Source organism: Streptomyces desertarenae (assembly GCF_042681365.1).
Classification (GTDB): Bacteria; Actinomycetota; Actinomycetes; order Streptomycetales; family Streptomycetaceae; genus Streptomyces; species Streptomyces desertarenae.
On the sequence record NZ_JBHUFU010000007.1, the window covers coordinates 108,588 to 125,489 of the forward strand.

General features: G+C 75.5%; 15 protein-coding genes. 10 read left to right on the forward strand and 5 right to left on the reverse strand.

From position 1 onward, the window contains the following. Nucleotides 1-192: 192 nt before the first annotated feature. The 5 genes from ACFSJS_RS13630 (at nt 193) to ACFSJS_RS13650 (ending at nt 4,583) form a co-directional block, all read left to right on the forward strand. On the forward strand, nt 193-1,170 hold the full coding sequence (locus ACFSJS_RS13630; protein ID WP_380899898.1) for an acyl-ACP desaturase: 978 nt from the start codon (nt 193-195) through the stop codon (nt 1,168-1,170). An 86-nt stretch (nt 1,171-1,256) separates the two neighbouring features. Then, nucleotides 1,257-1,973 (forward strand): ArsR/SmtB family transcription factor, encoded by a 717-nt coding sequence (locus tag ACFSJS_RS13635; RefSeq protein ID WP_380899900.1) that lies wholly within the window; start codon nt 1,257-1,259, stop codon nt 1,971-1,973. A 32-nt stretch (nt 1,974-2,005) separates the two neighbouring features. Continuing rightward, nucleotides 2,006-2,851, forward strand: a complete 846-nt coding sequence (locus tag ACFSJS_RS13640; RefSeq protein WP_380899902.1) for an isocitrate lyase/PEP mutase family protein — start codon at nt 2,006-2,008, stop codon at nt 2,849-2,851. A 218-nt stretch (nt 2,852-3,069) separates the two neighbouring features. Next, nucleotides 3,070-3,996, forward strand: a complete 927-nt coding sequence (locus ACFSJS_RS13645; RefSeq protein WP_380899904.1) for a glycoside hydrolase family 16 protein — start codon at nt 3,070-3,072, stop codon at nt 3,994-3,996. Nucleotides 3,997-4,226: 230 nt separating this feature from the next. Then, nucleotides 4,227-4,583, forward strand: a complete 357-nt coding sequence (locus ACFSJS_RS13650) for an SH3 domain-containing protein (protein ID WP_380899906.1) — start codon at nt 4,227-4,229, stop codon at nt 4,581-4,583. A 72-nt stretch (nt 4,584-4,655) separates the two neighbouring features. Here the strand turns inward: ACFSJS_RS13650 and ACFSJS_RS13655 are convergent, their stop codons facing one another. After that, the gene (locus ACFSJS_RS13655) at nt 4,656-5,351 is read right to left on the reverse strand and encodes an ester cyclase (RefSeq protein WP_380899908.1); all 696 of its coding nucleotides are present in this window, start codon (nt 5,349-5,351) and stop codon (nt 4,656-4,658) included. A 204-nt stretch (nt 5,352-5,555) separates the two neighbouring features. Here ACFSJS_RS13655 and ACFSJS_RS13660 point away from each other — a divergent pair, with 204 nt between their 5' ends. Further along, complete coding sequence (locus ACFSJS_RS13660; RefSeq protein WP_380899910.1) at nt 5,556-6,374, forward strand: DUF1206 domain-containing protein; 819 nt, start codon at nt 5,556-5,558, stop codon at nt 6,372-6,374. Between the two features lie 242 nt (nt 6,375-6,616). Here the strand turns inward: ACFSJS_RS13660 and ACFSJS_RS13665 are convergent, their stop codons facing one another. Further along, complete coding sequence (locus ACFSJS_RS13665) at nt 6,617-7,267, reverse strand: nucleoside/nucleotide kinase family protein (protein ID WP_380899912.1); 651 nt, start codon at nt 7,265-7,267, stop codon at nt 6,617-6,619. 425 nt (nt 7,268-7,692) lie between these two features. Between ACFSJS_RS13665 and ACFSJS_RS13670 the strand changes: the two genes are divergently transcribed. The 3 genes from ACFSJS_RS13670 to ACFSJS_RS13680 all read left to right on the forward strand — a co-directional run bounded on the left by ACFSJS_RS13670 (nt 7,693) and on the right by ACFSJS_RS13680 (nt 11,193). Continuing rightward, nucleotides 7,693-9,309: an ABC-F family ATP-binding cassette domain-containing protein gene (locus ACFSJS_RS13670; RefSeq protein WP_380899914.1), complete on the forward strand. Its 1,617-nt coding sequence runs from the start codon at nt 7,693-7,695 to the stop codon at nt 9,307-9,309. Nucleotides 9,310-9,529: 220 nt separating this feature from the next. Beyond that, nucleotides 9,530-10,420: a hypothetical protein gene (locus tag ACFSJS_RS13675; protein WP_380899916.1), complete on the forward strand. Its 891-nt coding sequence runs from the start codon at nt 9,530-9,532 to the stop codon at nt 10,418-10,420. 50 nt (nt 10,421-10,470) lie between these two features. Then, a complete protein-coding gene (locus ACFSJS_RS13680) occupies nt 10,471-11,193 on the forward strand; it encodes a MerR family transcriptional regulator (protein ID WP_380899918.1) in 723 nt (240 codons plus the stop codon). A 37-nt stretch (nt 11,194-11,230) separates the two neighbouring features. Here the strand turns inward: ACFSJS_RS13680 and ACFSJS_RS13685 are convergent, their stop codons facing one another. From ACFSJS_RS13685 to ACFSJS_RS13695, 3 genes are all read right to left on the reverse strand, one after another. Continuing rightward, complete coding sequence (locus ACFSJS_RS13685; RefSeq protein ID WP_380899920.1) at nt 11,231-13,405, reverse strand: 3-hydroxyacyl-CoA dehydrogenase NAD-binding domain-containing protein; 2,175 nt, start codon at nt 13,403-13,405, stop codon at nt 11,231-11,233. Between the two features lie 68 nt (nt 13,406-13,473). Further along, nucleotides 13,474-14,688, reverse strand: a complete 1,215-nt coding sequence (locus tag ACFSJS_RS13690) for an acetyl-CoA C-acetyltransferase (protein ID WP_380899922.1) — start codon at nt 14,686-14,688, stop codon at nt 13,474-13,476. Between the two features lie 373 nt (nt 14,689-15,061). Continuing rightward, nucleotides 15,062-16,219, reverse strand: a complete 1,158-nt coding sequence (locus ACFSJS_RS13695) for a CaiB/BaiF CoA transferase family protein (RefSeq protein WP_380899924.1) — start codon at nt 16,217-16,219, stop codon at nt 15,062-15,064. A 196-nt stretch (nt 16,220-16,415) separates the two neighbouring features. On the opposite strand from ACFSJS_RS13695, the gene ACFSJS_RS13700 reads away from it, so the two are divergent. After that, a complete protein-coding gene (locus tag ACFSJS_RS13700) occupies nt 16,416-16,889 on the forward strand; it encodes a MarR family winged helix-turn-helix transcriptional regulator (protein ID WP_380899926.1) in 474 nt (157 codons plus the stop codon). Nucleotides 16,890-16,902: the final 13 nt, after the last annotated feature.

The following is a 16,902-nucleotide window of genomic DNA, read 5'->3' on the forward strand; positions in this document are numbered from 1 at the left end:
CGCGCTCCTGCCCCGAGCCGGTTCCGGCCGCCGTTCCGCGGGCTGCGGCCGCTCCGCGCCGCCCGCCGCACACGCACCGTTGACACTCGTCACCCGACCGGCCTTGCCCCGCACCGCACCCGTAACCTACGGTTTCGTAACCTACGGTTCCGTAGGCGAAGCCTTCCCATTCCTCCTCCCCCTGGAGCCTCCATGACCTTCACCCCCCCTCGCATCTCCGGCTCGGAGCAGTGGACGGACGCCCGTCTGCTCTACGCCCTGGAGGAGGTGGTGGCGAAGGAACTCGACCGTCATCTGAAGGTCGCCAAGGACTGGATGCCGCACGAGTACGTCCCCTGGAGCGACGGCCGCAACTTCGACGGCCCGCTGGACGGCGAGCCCTGGGCCCCCGAGCAGTCCAAGGTCACCGACATCGGCCGCATCGCCCTGGTGGTGAACCTGCTGACCGAGGACAACCTCCCCAGCTACCACCACGAGATCGCCACCCTCTTCGGCCGTGACGGCGCCTGGGGCACCTGGGTCCACCGCTGGACCGCCGAGGAGGGGCGCCACGGCATCGTGATGCGCGACTACCTGCTGACCTCCCGCGCCGTGGACCCGGTGAAGCTGGAGGAGTTCCGCATGGCCCACATGTCGGAGGGCTTCGAGTCCGACAACCGGCACTCGATGCTCCACTCGGTCGCCTACGTCGCCTTCCAGGAGCTGGCCACCCGCATCTCCCACCGCAACACCGGGCACCAGTCCGGCGATCCGGTCTGCGACCGGATGCTGGCCCGCATCGCCACCGACGAGAACCTGCACATGGTCTTCTACCGCAACCTCCTGCGGGCGGCCTTCGACCTCGCCCCGGACCAGACGATGCAGGCCGTGCGCGACGTGGTGGTGAACTTCCGGATGCCCGGCCACGGCATGCCCGGTTTCGAGCGGGCCGCCGCGCAGATGGCGCTCGGCGGGATCTACAACCTGCGCATCCACCACGACGACGTGCTCCAGCCGGTGCTGCGCTTCCTGCGGGTGCTGGAGATCGACGGCCTGGGCCCCGAGGGGCTGCGCGCCCAGGACGAGCTGGGGATGTACCTGGAGGGCCTGGAGGGCGAGGCCCGCAAGTTCGACGAGCGCCTGGCCGCCCGCCGCGCCCGCCGCGCCGCGCGCGAGGCGTCCGGCTCCTGAACCCCGGTCCCACCCGCTCCGCCCGGCTGCTCCCCTTCGGCGACGGTTCGGCCGCCGCCGGAGGACCGGCGGGGCGTCCTGGTGCCATGCCCGCCACCGACCGCGTCGCACCGCGCCTCGCCGCCCTGGCCGCCCTGGCCGCCCTGCTCGCCGACGAGACCCGCGCCCGGATCTGCCTGGCCCTGCTCGACGGGCGCGCGTGGACGGCCGGTGAGCTCGCGCGGTGTGCGGGCGTGGCCGGTTCGACCGCCGGCGAGCACCTGAACCGGCTCGTCGAGGGCGGGCTGCTCGCCCAGGAACGGCAGGGCCGGCACCGGTACGTCCGCTTGGCCGGCCCCCGGGCGGCCCGCCTCGTGGAGGACCTCGCGGCGCACGTCGCACAGGTGCCGGACCCGCCGCGCACGCTGCGCTCGGCGAGCGCGAGCAGCGCGATGGCCCGGGGGCGCACCTGCTACGACCACCTCGCGGGACGCCTGGGCGTCGCGATCGCGGAGGCGATGGCGGCCCGCGGACTGCTGCGGCAGCATCCGGGGCTCACGCTCACCGACGCCGGCCTGCGCTGGTTCGCGGACCAGGGCATGCCCCTGGACGGCGGCGGCAGGCGGCCCGTGGCGCGCGGGTGCGTGGACTGGACGGAGCGCAGGCTGCACCTGGCGGGCGCCGCCGGGGCGGCCCTGTGCCGCCGGGCGCTGGAGGCCCGGTGGTGCGTGCGGATCGGCACCGAGCGCGCCGTCGGGGTCACGGCCGAGGGTGGACGGGCCCTGGGCGGCCTGCTCGGCATCGAGGCCGGCACGCTTCGGTGAGCGCCGAAGGACCGGCGCCCCACCCTCGGCCCATGACGATCCCCTCCACTGCGCCGGGCGCCTCCCGCCCGGAGGGCGCGGCGCGCCCCGCGGACCTCCGCGAGCGGTTCCGCGCCCTGCACCGCCCCGGCGAGCCCTTCGTCCTGCCGAACGCCTGGGACTGCGCCTCGGCCGCCGCACTCGTCGCGGCGGGGTTCCCCGCGCTCGGCACGACCAGCCTCGGGGTCGCCTGCGCCGCGGGCCTGCCCGACGCCGGCGCGGCACGGGAGGAGACCCTCCGGCCGGCGCGTTCGCTGGCCCGGCTGCCGGTGCCGGTCACGGTGGACGTCGAGGCCGGTTCCGGCGGCGGTCCGCAGGAGGTCGCCCGTCTCGCCGCTCGGCTCGACGCCGCCGGGGTGGCCGGGATCAACATCGAGGACAGGCGGCCGGACGGTACGCTCGCTGATCCGGCCGCCCAGGGGGAGCTGATCCGCGCGGTGAAGGACGCGGCCCCCCACCTCTTCGTCAACGCCCGCACCGACACCCACTGGCTGCCCGGCCACCGGGAGCAGACCGGGCGGCGGCTGGCCGCGTACGTGGCGGCCGGGGCGGACGGCCTGTTCGTGCCGGGGCTGGTGGAGGAAGGGGCGATCAGGTCCGTCGCCGTGGAGTTCCCCCGTCCGCTCACCGTCCTCCACCTCCCGGGCCGGACGGTGCCGGAGCGGCTCGCGGAGCTGGGTGTGGCCCGCATCAGCACCGGCTCGCTGCTGTTCCGGGCCGCCGTCGACCGGGCGGTGGAGGTGGCTCTCGCCGCGGCCCGGGGGGCGGACGCGCCGGGGGCGGCGGGCACCACCGCGTACGCCACGGCCCTGGAGTGGTCCGCACCGTACGCCCCGTGAGGACCGCCTCCGGGGGCCGGTTCCGGTCGCGGAGCGGCCGTGCGGACGGCGGCTCGACTCCGGGACGGCCGGTACGGACCATTGACAGGCCCTTCGGCGCGGCCAATCCTGAGAGCGCTCTCTGCGCGCGTTCCGAGGCTTCCGCCGACGCCTGGCGCGCCGCCGGGAAGGCCGCGCGCAGGGTGTCCGACACGACCCCGCCCCCCGAGGGAGAGACCGTGCCCCACCCCCCGCACCAGCCCCCTCCGCCCCGCCGCCGCCTGCGGCGGCTGCGGTGGCTCACGGCCTTCGCCGCGGCCGCGGCCGCCGGCCTCCTGGTCGTCGACTCGGCCGTGGCCGCACCCGTCACCGAGCACTGGACCGGCGACTCGCCCTACTTCTCGCAGACCTCCGCGTCCGGCGGCAGCGCCGGCGTGGTGTCGATGAGCGGCCCCGGCGACGGCCGGGCGCTGCGGCTCACGCTCGACGCCCGGCCCGGCGCCGGGCCGGGCAACGGCGTGGAGATCGCCAGCAACGACGACACCTACCGCTACGGGACCTACGGGACCCGGATCAGGACGGCCGACTGCACCGGCCTGGGCCGCGTGGGCGTCGTCACCGGGACCTTCACCTACTCCACCGACCACGGCGACGACAACGGCAACGGGCTGCCGGACAACCACGAGATCGACATCGAGGTGCTCTGCGCCCAGCCCCACGTCGTCTGGCTGACCATCTGGACCGACTACGACGGGCGCACCGGCGCCGTCCGCAAGATCTCCCGCGCGATCGACATGCGCTCCGGGAAGGTCCTCCACAACTGCTACATGCACGTGCTCGGCGGGGCCTGCCAGCCGGAGCAGCCGGGCGAGAACAGTCCCGCGAGCGTCACGCCCGTCCCCCGCTTCGACTCCTCCACCCAGTTCCGCACCTTCATGTTCGACTGGCAGCCGGACTCGGTGACCTTCTGGGGCTACGACGACAGCGGCCGCAGGAACGTGCTGTGGGAGTACCGCGGACCGTCCTCCCGCATCCCGGACAAGCCGTCGCTCTTCATGCAGAACGTCTGGCACACCGACGCCTGGGACCCGCTGGACGGCCCGGCGCACGCGCAGCCGCAGGCGGCCGTCTCCGCGTACGTCGACTCCACCACGCTCCCCCGCTGATCCCCGCGGTCCGTCCGCGGCCCGTTCACGGGCCGCGGACGGACCGCGGTCGGCCGGATCCGGACGGCGTGAAGGGGCGTCTGCGGGAGCGTCCGGCACCGCGCAGCGCCGCGGACGACGGCGCGACCGACCCCCGCACTCTCCGTGCGCCCTTCCGCGCGCACGGTGACATCTGGTTGAGTCGCCCGGTGTGCCGGAACGGCCGGCGCCGCAGGACCACAGGGGGCCACGTGAAGAACCGGATCCGCGCAGCCGTCGTCGGCACCGCCACACTGGCGTTCGGCGCCCTCGCCCTCACGGGCACCGCCCAGGCGGCGACGAACGGCTTCTTCCTCGCCGACGGCGTGAACATCCGATCCTGCGCCTACACCTCCTGCACGATCGTCGGGCAGGGGCAGAGGCTCCAGACCTTCCAGGTGGACTGCTGGACCGACGGCACCAGCGTGAACGGCACGACGGTGTGGGTGCGCGGCCGCAACGCCACGACCGGGGTCTACGGCTACGCCTCCGCCGCGTACGTCAACTCCTCGGGCAACGGCACGCCGGGCTCCGGGGACAGGTGGAGGCTCTACGTCCCGCACTGCTGACGCCGGCGGCCGAGCCGGGCACGGACGCCGTGCCCGGTTCCGGCCGCGCACCCCGCGGTCGGCGCGGCGGCGTCACAGCCCGACGGCCCCGATCTGCCGCAGCAGCCCCAGGTCGTCCCAGTTCCACCAGCTCTCCGCGATCCGCCCGTCCACGCAGCGGAAGGTGGCGTGCCCGGTTCCCGAGACCTCCCGGCCCGTGGGCTCCAGTCCCCGGTAGGCGCCGGTGTGGCGGCCCGTGTAGGAGAGCCGCGCGCACACCAGGTCGCCTTCGGCGATCAGGCTCTCGATGGTCATCACCGGCTGGAACGCCTCCATGATCTCCTGGTTCTCCTCCTTGGCCTGCGCGAGCCTGACGGTGTGCGAGGAGAGGGAGGGGTCGTGCTCCAGGTAGTCGCCGGTGCACAGTCCGTCCGCGGCGCCGAGGTTCCTTCCGTTGATCACCTCCTCGACGAAGGTGCGGACCACGCCGGTGTTGAACTGCTCGTCCCTGGAGACCTCCAGGTCGGTGAAGGTGGGCTCCGTGTCGCAGACCCGCACCATCTCCCGGAAGGCCCGGTCGGTCTCGGGCAGGTGCGAGTTCCTCACCGCCTCCTCGTAGGAGGGGAACTCCACGATCTCCACCACGTGCGCGGAGTCCGACCGGTCCCTGCCGACGACCGAGTGGGTGGCCGTGCGCTTGCCGCGGGTCGCCCTGACCCAGTCGTCCATCAGCCGGTCCAGCTCGTCGGCCCGGTGGGTCCTGCAGTCGATGACCTGGATGAACGTCATGATGCCGCCTCCCGCCGTAGCACGCCGTAGAACAACGCGGCACTTCCAGGCTACCGCCGCACGACGGGCGGACGCGCCCTCCGCCGGGCACCGGAGCAGGCCGGCGCACCGCCGGGGCACCGCGCGGCGGGCGCGGGCTCCCGCGGTCCGCGCGCCCCGCACCGGGCGGGGCGTCGCCGCGCCGTCCGGGGGCAGACGCGGCCCATGAGGACGAGGACATCGGTACGCGGCAGGGCCGGACGCACCGCGGACGGCCCCGCCGTACGGGCCGCGGCCCGCTGGGGCCTGGTCGCCTACGGAGTGGTCTACCTGCTGATCGGCGCGCTGGCCCTGCAGGTGGCCTCCGGCGACCGCGGCCGCCAGGCGGACAGTGGCGGTGCGCTGCGGGAGTTGGCCCGGCAGCCGTTCGGGCAGGCCCTGGTGTGGGCCGCGGGCGCGGGGCTGGCCGGGCTGGCCCTGTGGCGGCTCTCGGAGGCCCTGCTGGGCGCGGCCCGCCCGGACGGCCACCGGCCGAAGGAGCGGCTGCGGTCGGCCGCGCGGGCCGCGGTGCTGGCCGTGCTGGCGGCCTCGGCGATCGCCGTCGCGGCCGGGTCCGGTGACGGCGGCTCCAGCGACGAGCAGTCCCGCGACCTCACCTCCCGGCTGCTGGACCTGCCGGCGGGCCGCTGGCTGGTCGGCGCGCTGGGGCTGGCGGTGGTGGGCGTCGGGGTGTGGAGCGTGGTGCGGGCCCTGCGGCACGAGTTCCGCCGGGAGGTGGGCCCGGTCCCCCCGCGCCTGCGGCGCACCGTGGACGTGCTGGGGGTGGCGGGCGGCGTCTCGCGCGGTCTGGTCTTCGCGGTGGCGGGCGCCTTCGCGGTCTCGGCGGCCGTGCGGTACGACCCGGACGAGGCCAGGGGGCTGGACGACTCGCTGCGCGCCCTCGCCGGCACCCCGGCGGGTCCCTGGCTGCTGGCGGCGGTGGCCGTCGGCCTGGTGCTGTACGGGGTGTTCCTCTTCGCCCTGGCCCGTTGGCACAGGGGGTGAGGAGCCGGGCCGGCCCGAACGGCGGGCGGGCCGTGGCGGCGGAGGAACGGGAGCGCGGAGCGGGCCCGGTGGGAAGGGACCGGGGCAGGCGGGCTTCCGGGGGATCGTCGGCGGCACCGCCGACGCGCCGGCGGGCGTGCGCCCGGACACCGCCGCCGACCGCGCCCGCTCGGCTCCGGCGGCCGGGGGGAGCATCGCGCGGCTGGAGCGGCAGCGGCGGCGCGGGGTCCGGTGAGGCCCCGTCAGACGCTCCAGGCCGGGTGGCGGGGGTCGTCGGCGCGGACCACCACGTCGGCGGTCTCCGCCGGCCGCGTCTCCTCCTCGTAGCGGGAGAAGGCCGGCAGCGTCCAGCGCTCCTCCGCGGGGGTGCGGCGGGCCAGGGCGGCCGGGGTGAGCCGCAGGTGGACGGCGAGGTCCAGCGGGAAACCGCGGCCGAGCAGCAGCGGACCGTCCAGCAGCAGCACCCCGCCGGGCGGAAGGGTGGTGTACGGGCTGCGGGTGGCGCGGTCGGCGACCGGGTCCCACAGGTCCGGCAGCACCCGGCCGGTGCCGTCCGGCCCGAGGGGGCCGAACACCTCGCGCCACAGGGCGCCGGTGTCCAGCCACAGGTCGTGGTAGGCGTCCGGATCCTCGTGCCCGTACTCCAGCCGCAGCGAGGCCGGGCGCAGGAATCCGGACGCGCTCACCCGGTGGACCGGGCGGCCGCGCAGCCGCAGCGCCCCGGCCAGGCCGTCGGCCAGCCGGCCGGGGCGGGCGGCGTCGGCGCCGTCGACCGCCACCCGCAGCCACGGCGATCCGTCGGACGGCGCGGTGGCGGTGATCCGGTCGGCGAGCGCGCCGGCCAGGCGGTCCGGGGTGATCGGCTCGAAGGAGCCGCGGAGCGGCGGTGTCACGGCCGCACCGCCCGGGCCGGGGTCCCGCGGCGGTCCGCGGGCGGCGGCGCGGCGCCCGCCGCCGCCCCGGCGGGCGCGCCGGGGCGGTGGCACTCCCGCGCGGTGCACGGTGCGGGCATCGGGCCGAAAACCGATTGCGACCGTTCCCCGGCCGCCTTAGAGTCTTTGGTGGCTCTGTAGTCGTCGATCGGAGAAGGCGTTGCTCCTCTGAGGTCATGAGGCACCGGACCGCGGGTGGTCGTTCCCCCGCGAGGTTCCCCGTGTGCGACGACCTCGGGCTGCGAGCCGCCTCGGACGGATTCCGTCCGGCCCAGGGCTTTCCCTCTTCCGCGCATCCGCGCCCCACCTCCGTCGCCGTACGGCGCCTTTCCCGGTGCCTCCACGTGTTGCCCATCTTCCTTCCCCGAGAGCAACCGGAGGCCCCTATGACACTCTCCGCACCGTCCACCGCGTCCGTCGTCTGCACCGGGGTGCACTTCTCCTGGCCCGACGGCACGCCCGTCCTGGAGGACTTCGACCTCACCGTCGGCCCCGGCCGCACCGGCCTGGTGGGGCTCAACGGATCCGGGAAGTCCACCCTGCTGAAGCTGGTGGCGGGCGAGCTGGCCCCGGCGAAGGGGTCGGTGCACACCGCCGGCGAGGTCGGGTACCTGCCGCAGACCGTGCAGTTGGACACCGGCCTGCGGGTGGACGAGGCCCTGGGCATCGCGGGGACCAGGGCCGCGCTGCACGCCATCGAGGCCGGGGACGCGAGCGAGGAGAACTTCACGGCGGTCGGCGACGACTGGGACGTGGAGGAGCGCGCCCGCGCCGCCCTGGACCGGCTCGGCCTGGAGCACATCGGCCTGGACCGCACCATCGGCGAGGTCTCGGGCGGCGAGGCCGTGCTGCTGCGGCTGGCGGCGCTGCTGCTGGCCCGTCCGGAGATCCTGCTGCTGGACGAGCCCACCAACAACCTCGACATCTCCGCGCGCGAGCGGCTCTACGACGCCGTCCGCTCCTGGAACGGGGTGCTGGTGGTGGTCAGCCACGACCGCGGGCTGCTGCGCCACGTCGACCGGATCGCCGATCTGCGCGACGGCGAGGTCCGCTGGTACGGCGGCACCATCGACGACTACGAGGAGGCGCTCTCCGTGGAGCAGGAGGCGGCCGAGCGGATGGTCCGCGTGGCCGAGGCCGACCTCAGGCGGCAGAAGCGCGAACTGGCCGAGGCGCACGAGAAGCTCGCCAAGCGGGTGCGCTACGGGAACAAGATGTACGCCACCAAACGCGAGCCGAGGATCGTGATGCGCTCGCGCAAGCGGACGGCGCAGGAGGCCGCGGGCAAGCACCGCATCATGCACGAGGAGAGGCTGAAGGAGGCGAGGGACCGGCTCGACGAGGCGGCCGAGGCCGTCCGGGACGACGACGAGATCCGCGTCGACCTGCCGTACACGGCCGTACCGCGCGGCCGGACGGTCCTGTCCCTGCGCGGGGTGGAGCTGCGCTGCGGCGCCCGCGCCGACCTGGAGCTGCACGGCCCCGAGCGCGTCGCGCTGGTCGGGCGGAACGGCGCGGGCAAGACCACGCTGCTGCGCACGGTCGCCGGCGAGTTGGAGCCGGCCGCGGGCGAGGTGGTGGCGCACGTGCCGATGCGGTACCTGCCGCAGCGGCTGGACGTCCTGGACGACGGGCTGTCCGTGGCGGCGAACGTGGCCCGGTTCGCGCCGGAGGCCACCGGCAACCGGATCCGGGCGCGGCTGGCCCGCTTCCTGTTCCGGGGCGCGCGGGCGGACCAGCCGGCCGGGACGCTCTCGGGCGGTGAGCGCTTCCGGGCGACGCTGGCGGCGCTGATGCTGGCCGAGCCCGCGCCGCAGCTGCTGATGCTGGACGAGCCGACGAACAACCTGGACATGGCGAGCGTCCGCCAGCTGGTCTCCGCGCTGGAGGGCTACCGGGGCGCGCTGGTGGTCGCCAGCCACGACCTGCCGTTCCTGCGGGAGATCGGGATCACCCGCAGGCTGGTGCTGGACGGCGAGCTGGCGGACGTGGACCCGATGTGACCCGCCGCGGCGGTCCGGTGGGACGGGCGGTGCGGGAGCCGGTGCGGCCCCCGCACCGCCCGTCGCGCCGTGCGGCGGCTTCCCGCCGCGGCCGTACCGCGCGCCCGGCGGCGTAGGCTGGGAGGGGTCCCCCGGCGCGCCCGGGGCGGCCGCGGTCCGCGGACCGCGGGCGCACGCGGTCCCGCCCGGCGCGCCGGCACGGCGTGCGAGCGAGGCCGAGATGGACGAGTGGTTCCGGCAGACCGTCGTGGAGACCGGCCGCCTGCCCCTGTTCTGCTTCTTCTGCGGCGTGCTCGCCGGCTTCGCGTTCATCCGCTTCTCCACGCGGATGATCAGGGCGCGGGTGCGCTGGTGGCCGGGGAACGTCGAGCGCGGCGGCCTGCACGTCCACCACGTGGTGTTCGGTGTGGTGATGATGCTGCTCGGCGGGACCGTCGGGTTCGCCGTGCCCGTGGACCTGCCGGGCTGGCGGGCCGCGGCGGCGGGCCTGTTCGGTGTCGGATCGGCCCTGGTCCTCGACGAGTTCGCCCTGGTCCTGCGGTTGCGGGACGTCTACTGGACGCAGGAGGGGCGGCTGTCGGTCGAGGCGGTCTTCGTGGCGCTCGCGCTCCTGGGGCTGCTGCTGGTCGGGGAGCGCCCGGTCTTCGTGAGCGACGTCGCGGACGCCCTCGGCGAGGGGGGCGCCGCGGGGTGGGCCGCCGGCCTCGGCCTGGCCGCGGTCAACTTCGCCCTGGCCGCGGTGACGTTGTTCAAGGGCAAGTTCTGGACGGGCTTCCTCGGGCTGTTCTTCCCGGTGCTCCTGCTGGTGGGCGCGGTGCGGCTCTCCCGGCCGGGCGCGCCCTGGGCCCGGTGGCGCTACGGCGGTCCCGGGGCCCGGGCGGCGCGCCTGCGGGAGCGGTCGGCCCGGCGCGAGCGGCGGGTGCGGGAGCCGCTGATGCGGCGGTGGGACCGGCTGTCCGACCTGGTCGCCGGGCGCCCCGACCCGGCCGGGCCCGCCGGTGCGCAGGGGGACGGCGTGCGGCCTGCGCCGCCCGGGCCCCCAAGGGGACGGCGGGGGGCCGAGGAGCCGCCGGCCGGGTCCCGGGCGCCGGGGGGCGCCCGCCACCGGTGAGGGCCGGCCGGAAGGTTTCACCCCACCGGTGGGACAGCAATACTGTCCCAATGGACCCGGCTGCCTCCCTGACCGTCGACGAACTGGCCGCGCGCGCCGGCGTGACCGTCCGCACCATCCGCTTCTACTCCACCCGGGGATTGCTGCCGCCGCCCGAGATCGGACCCCGGCGTGTCGGCCGGTACGGGCCCGGGCACCTGTCCCGGCTGGCGCTGATCGAGGAGCTCCAGCACCAGGGCATGACCCTGGCCGCCATCGAGCGCTACCTGCGGCAGCTCCCCCCCGACCTCAGCCCCGAGGCCCTGGCCCTGCACCGCGCGCTGGTGGCCTCCTGGGCACCGGACGCCGAGGAGGAGACCTCCCGGGAGGCGCTCCGGCGGCGCGCCGGGCGGGAGCTGACGGAGGAGGACGTCGACCGGCTGGAGGCGATGAACGTCCTGACCCGGACCGGTGACCCGGACGTCTTCCGCGTCGACCCCGGCATCCTGCACCTGGGGGTGCGGCTGCTGGACGTGCCCGTCCCGCTGGAGACGCTGCTGGCGGCGCGCGCGGTCGTCCTGGAGCACAGCCGCCGGACGGCCCGCGAGCTGAGCAGGATGTTCAAGGAGGAGGTCTGGGAGCCCTACCGGCGGCGGGAGGAGGACCCGGAGCAGGTGGAGGCCATGAGGACGCTGTCGGCGCACATGCAGCCGCTGATCGTGCAGGCCCTGGTGACGGCGTTCCAGCGGTCGATGCGCGAGGAGCTGCGGGCCTCCTTCCCCGAGGAGGGGTGAGGGGCACGCGGCTCCCCGCGCACCGCGGTCACCGCGGTCACCCGTCGGTGAAGGTCTCGCCCCTCCCGGCCTTCTCCACCAGCAGGGCGGGCGGCGCGAACCGGTCGCCGTAGAGCGCCTGGAGCTCGCGGGCGCGCGCCACGAAGCCGGGCAGGCCGCCGGGGTAGCCGTTGACGTACTGGAGCACGCCGCCGGTCCAGCCGGGGAAGCCGATGCCCAGGAGGGAGCCGATGTTGGCGTCGGCGACCGAGGTCAGCACGCCCTCCTCCAGGCAGCGGACGCTGTCGAGCGCCTCGGCGAAGAGCATCCGCTCCTTCATGTCCGCGAAGGGGACGGAGGCGTCGGAGCGGGTGAAGTGCTCGCGCAGCCCCGGCCACAGGCCCGCGCGCCGCCCGTCGGCGTCGTAGTCGTAGAAGCCCGCGCCGCCGCTGCGGCCGGTGCGGCCGAACTCCTCGACCATCCGGTCGAGGACCGCGTCGGCCGGGTGCGGCTCCCAGGTGCCGCCCGCGGCCTCCACCGCGCGCCGCGCCTCGTCGCGGATCCTGCGCGGCAGGGTCAGGGTCAGCTCGTCCATCAGCGCCAGCACCTTGGCCGGGTAGCCGGCCTGGGCGGCGGCCTGCTCGACGGAGGCCGGGTCGACGCCCTCGGCCACCAGCGCCACGCCCTCGTTGATGAACCGGCCGATCACGCGCGAGGTGAAGAAGCCGCGGGAGTCGCCCACCACGATCGGGGTCTTGCCGATCTGCCGCACCAGGTCGAAGGCGCGGGCGGTCGCCTCGTCGCCGGTGCGCTCACCCCGGACGATCTCCACCAGCGGCATCCTGTCGACCGGTGAGAAGAAGTGCAGGCCGATGAAGTCCTGCTGCCGTGTGACGCCCTCGGCCAGCGAGGTGATCGGGAGGGTGGAGGTGTTGGAGCACAGCAGCGCGTCGGGCTCGACGAGGTCCTGGATCTCCTGGAAGACCTTGTGCTTGAGGGCGGTGTCCTCGAAGACGGCCTCGATCACCGCGTCGCACCCGGCCAGGTCCCGCGGATCGGCGGTGGGGGTGATGCGGGCCAGCAGCGCGTCGCGCTCCCCGGGGGTGGTACGGCCCTTGGCCTGCGCCTTGTCCAGCAGCCCGGCGGAGTGGGCCTTGCCCTTCTCGGCGGCCTCCGCGCTCACGTCCTTCAGGACGACCTCGATGCCGGCCCTGGCACAGGCGTAGGCGATGCCCGCGCCCATCATTCCGGCGCCCAGCACGCCGACCTTCCGCACCGTCCGCGGCGGGATCCCCCCGGGGCGGCTGCGGCCGGAGTTGACGGCCTGGAGGTCGAAGAAGAACGCCTGGATCATGTTCTTCGCCGTCTGCCCGACCGCCAGTTCGGTGAAGTAGCGCGACTCGACCGCCTGGGCGGTCTCGAAGTCGACCTGGGCGCTCTCGACGGCCGCGGCCAGGATGTTGCGCTGGGCCGGGTAGGGGGCGCCGCCGAGCTGCTTGGCGAGGTTGGCGGGGAACGCCGGGAGGTCGGCGGCGAACTTCGGGTCGGCGGGGGTGCCGCCGGGGATCCTGTACCCCCGGACGTCCCAGGGCTGCGCGGACTCGGGGTGGGCGTCGACGAACGCGCGCGCCCGGGCCAGCATCTCCTCGGGGGTGTCCACGACCTCGTGGACCAGGCCCTTCTCCAGGGCGGCGCGCGGGGCGTACCGCCGGCCCTGGAGCAGGACGTCCAGCAGGGCGCCGGTGATGCCCAGCAGCCGGACGGTGCGGACCACTCCCCCGCCGCCGGGCAGCAGTCCGAGGGTGACCTCGGGCAGGCCGATCCTCGACCCCGGGGCGTCGAGGGCGACGCGGTGGTGGCAGGCGAGCGCGATCTCCAGGCCGCCGCCGAGGGCCGCGCCGTTGATCGCGGCCACGACGGGCTTGCCGAGGGTCTCGATGCGGCGCAGGTTCCGCTTCATCGCCATGCCGCGGTCGAAGAGCTCCCGGGCCTGCTCGGGCCGCACGGCGAGCAGGTCGTGCAGGTCGCCGCCGGCGAAGAAGGTCTTCTTGGCGGAGGTGACGATGACGCCGCGGACACCGTCGCGCTCGGCCTCCAGGCGGTCGGCGACGGCCGCGAGCGAGGCGGCGAACGCCGCGTTCATGGTGTTGGCGGACTGGTCCGGGTCGTCCAGGGTGAGGGTGACGACACCGGTGTCGTCCTGCTCCCAGCGGATGGTGGAGGGGGCTGCCATGGTGGGTTCTCGGTCTCCGTCGGTGGTTGCTGCGTCGGGAAGGTCGGGGTGGGTGCCGCCGGGGCGGGTCAGATCCGCTCCACGACGGTGGCGATGCCCATGCCGCCGCCGACGCAGAGGGTGGCCAGGCCGTACCGCTTCTCGCGGCGCTCCAGCTCGTCGACGAGGGTGCCCAGGATCATCGCGCCGGTGGCACCGAGCGGGTGCCCCATGGCGATGGCGCCGCCGTTGACGTTGACCTTGTCCAGAGGCAGGCCCATGTCGCGCACGAAGCGCAGGACGACGGCCGCGAACGCCTCGTTGATCTCCACCAGGTCGAGGTCGTCGACGGTGAGCCCCGCCTTGGCGAGCGCCTTGCGGGAGGCCGGGGCCGGGCCGGTGAGCATGATGGTCGGGTCGGAGCCGGAGACGGCGGCCGAGACGATCCGGGCGCGCGGGGTGAGCCCGTAGTGCTCCCCGACCTCGCGGCTGCCGACGGCCACCAGCGCGGCGCCGTCCACGATGCCGGAGGAGTTGCCCGCGTGGTGGACGTGGTCGATCCGCTCCACCCAGTGGTACTTCTGCAGCGCCACCGCGTCGAAGCCGCCCGCCTCGCCGATGGCGGCGAAGGAGGGTTTGAGGGAGGCGAGGGAGTCGGCGGTGGTGCCGGGACGCATGTGCTCGTCGCGGTCGAGGACGACCAGGCCGCTGCGGTCGGTGACGGGGACGACCGAGCGGTCGAAGCGCCCCTCCTTCCACGCCCCGGCGGCGCGCTCCTGGGACAGGGCGGCGTACTCGTCCACGTCGCGGCGGCTGAAGCCCTCGAGGGTGGCGATGAGGTCGGCGCCGATGCCCTGCGGGACGAAGCCGGTCTCGAAGCTGGTCATCGGGTCCATGGCCCAGGCGCCGCCGTCGGAGCCCATCGGCACCCGCGACATCGACTCCACGCCGCCGGCCAGGACGAGGTCCTCCCAGCCGGAGCGGATCTTGGCGGCGGCCAGGTTGACGGCCTCCAGGCCCGAGGCGCAGAAGCGGTTCTCCTGGACGCCGGCCACGGTGTCGGGCAGTCCGGCGGCGAGGGCGGCGACCCTGGCGATGTCGGAGCCCTGGTCGCCGATCGGGGTGACGACGCCGAGCACGATGTCGTCGATCGCCGCCGGGTCCAGGCCAGGGAAGCGGCGGCGCAGCTCGTGGATCAGGCCGACGACGAGGTCGATCGGCTTGGTGCCGTGCAGGGCGCCGCCGGCTTTCCCGCGCCCGCGCGGGGTGCGGATGGCGTCGTAGATGTACGCGTCGGTGGTCACGGTCGCAAGGGCCTTTCGGGAGCTTCTTCGGGACGGCGGTCGGGGGCGGGCCGGGGCGGCGGGCGGCCGGTGGTCTCCTTCGTGGTCGCGGTGGTGCCGCCGCGGCGACGCGCTCGTGCGGTTCTGCCGTCCGCCGCCCGGCCGCCCGGGTGCGGACGGCGTCCGGTTCCCGCGGACGCCGTCCCCCGCGCGGCGGTCGGCGGAGGTACGGGTGGCGGCGTGTTCGGCGGCCGTGTGCGCCACTTCGAAGCGTACGCGCCGGAGCACGGGGTGGGGGCCGGTCGGTCGCCGGGCCCGGCGCGCCCGCCCGCTCCGGGAAGGCGCGGGCCCCGCAGCGGAACGCCCCGTGGTCCTCCCGTGCGGGCCCGCCGCCTCATCGCGGGCCTTTCCGCCGCGGGGCGGGGGCGGGGAAGGAGGGGGGCAGGTCCCAGTCACGGGCCACCCCGGCGGCGTCCGCGCCGGGCACGGCGGGCGGGCGGCGCAGCGCGCCGGGGGTGGCGGAGAAGCGGGGGGCCGGGGCGGGCTGGACGGTCCCGGCGTGCTCGGTGTAGGTGGAGCGGGCGGCCAGGTGCGGGTGGGCGGGGGCCTCGCGCAGCGACAGCACGGGGGCGACGCAGGCGTCGGTGCCGTCGAAGACCTCCGTCCACTCCCGGCGGGTGCGGGTGCGGAAGCGGGCGGCGACCGCCTCGCGCAGCTCGTTCCAGCGGGCGGGGTCGTCGCGGCCGGGCGCGTCCGCGTCCAGCCCCAGCAGCCGGGCGAACTCGTCGTAGAAGGGCCGCTCCAGCGCGCCGACGGCCATCCAACCGCCGTCGGCGGTCTCGTAGACGCCGTAGAAGGGGCAGCCGCCGTCCAGCAGGTTGACCCCGCGGCGGTCCTGCCAGGCCCCGGCGGCCAGCATGCCGTGGATCATGGCGGTCAGGTGGCTGGTGCCGTCGACGACCGCGGCGTCAACAATCTGCCCCCGGCCGCCCCCGGTACGGGCGTGGTGGAGGGCGGCGAGGATCCCGACGACGAGGTAGAGGGAGCCGCCGGCGTAGTCGCCGAGCAGGTTGGCGGGGACCGCGGGCGGTCCGCCGGCCGGGCCGATCATGCCCAGCGCACCGGTGACGGCGGTGTAGCCGATGTCGTGCCCGGCGCTGCGGGCGAGGGGACCGTCCTGGCCCCAGCCGGTCATCCGCCCGTAGACCAGTGCCGGGTTGCGGGCCAGGCACTCCGCGGGGCCGACACCGAGGCGCTCGGCGACGCCGGGCCGGTAGCCCTCGATCAGCACGTCGGCGCGCTCGGCGAGGTCCAGTACGGCGGCCGGTCCGCTCCCGGCCTTGAGGTCGACCACCACCGAGCGCTTGTTGCGGCCGGTGACGTCCAGGGCCGGGTCGATGCCCAGCGCCGGGCCGCCGGGGCGGTCGACGCGGACGACGTCGGCGCCGAGGTCGCCCAGGAGCATCGCGGCGAACGGGCCGGGGCCGATGCCCGCCAGCTCCACCACCCGCACCCCGGCGAGCGGGCCGGGACCGCCGCCTGCCGCCGTCATGTGGACTCCCAACGTCCCGGGCCGTACGGCGCCGTCCTATGACATCAGTGATGTAACACTGGCGATGCTAGGAACGCCTCCCCCTTTCCACAAGCCCCGCGGGGCCGCCGCCCCGCTCCCGCCCCGGCCGGCCGCGCGGCCCGGTGGCGAAACACCTCTTTTGACATAGGTATTTTTTGATACCTAACCTGTCCCCATGCCCTCCTCCGGCGTGCCCGACCGGGACACCGACCGCGCGGCCGCCGTGCTCACGGCGGCCCTGCCCGCGCTGTACCGGGCCCTTGAGCGGCGGATCGACCGCGAGTTCCCGCACCCCCGGCTCCCCGAGGGCCGGCTCTGGCTGCTGTGGCTCGTCGAGGAGCACGAGGGGATCACGGTCCGCGAGGCCGCCGACGCCCTGCTGATGAAGCCGAACAACGTCAGCGCCCTCGTCTCCCGGCTCACCGAGCAGGGGCTGCTGGAGCGCAGGCAGGACGCCGTCGACCGGCGGATCGCCCACCTGTACCCGACGGACACGGCCCGGCAGCGGCTCGCCGAGGCCCGGCGGCTCAAGGAAGCCCACATGACGCGCGCGCTGCGCGCCCTCACCGACGGAGAACTGGACGCCCTCGGTTCGGCCCTGGGCGCCCTGACGTCACTGGCCCGCCACCTCCGCTCCGCCGCCGGCTGACCCCGCCCGGCCC

What these genes read in the sequence shown, in the direction of transcription:
- ACFSJS_RS13630 (WP_380899898.1), top strand. Translation starts at nt 193, where the DNA reads ATGACCTTCACCCCCCCTCGCATCTCCGGCTCGGAGCAGTGGACGGAC.
- ACFSJS_RS13635 (WP_380899900.1), top strand. Translation starts at nt 1,257, where the DNA reads ATGCCCGCCACCGACCGCGTCGCACCGCGCCTCGCCGCCCTGGCCGCC.
- ACFSJS_RS13640 (WP_380899902.1), top strand. Translation starts at nt 2,006, where the DNA reads ATGACGATCCCCTCCACTGCGCCGGGCGCCTCCCGCCCGGAGGGCGCG.
- ACFSJS_RS13655 (WP_380899908.1), bottom strand. Translation starts at nt 5,351, where the DNA reads ATGACGTTCATCCAGGTCATCGACTGCAGGACCCACCGGGCCGACGAG.
- ACFSJS_RS13660 (WP_380899910.1), top strand. Translation starts at nt 5,556, where the DNA reads ATGAGGACGAGGACATCGGTACGCGGCAGGGCCGGACGCACCGCGGAC.
- ACFSJS_RS13670 (WP_380899914.1), top strand. Translation starts at nt 7,693, where the DNA reads ATGACACTCTCCGCACCGTCCACCGCGTCCGTCGTCTGCACCGGGGTG.
- ACFSJS_RS13675 (WP_380899916.1), top strand. Translation starts at nt 9,530, where the DNA reads ATGGACGAGTGGTTCCGGCAGACCGTCGTGGAGACCGGCCGCCTGCCC.
- ACFSJS_RS13680 (WP_380899918.1), top strand. Translation starts at nt 10,471, where the DNA reads ATGGACCCGGCTGCCTCCCTGACCGTCGACGAACTGGCCGCGCGCGCC.
- ACFSJS_RS13685 (WP_380899920.1), bottom strand. Translation starts at nt 13,405, where the DNA reads ATGGCAGCCCCCTCCACCATCCGCTGGGAGCAGGACGACACCGGTGTC.
- ACFSJS_RS13695 (WP_380899924.1), bottom strand. Translation starts at nt 16,219, where the DNA reads ATGACGGCGGCAGGCGGCGGTCCCGGCCCGCTCGCCGGGGTGCGGGTG.
- ACFSJS_RS13700 (WP_380899926.1), top strand. Translation starts at nt 16,416, where the DNA reads ATGCCCTCCTCCGGCGTGCCCGACCGGGACACCGACCGCGCGGCCGCC.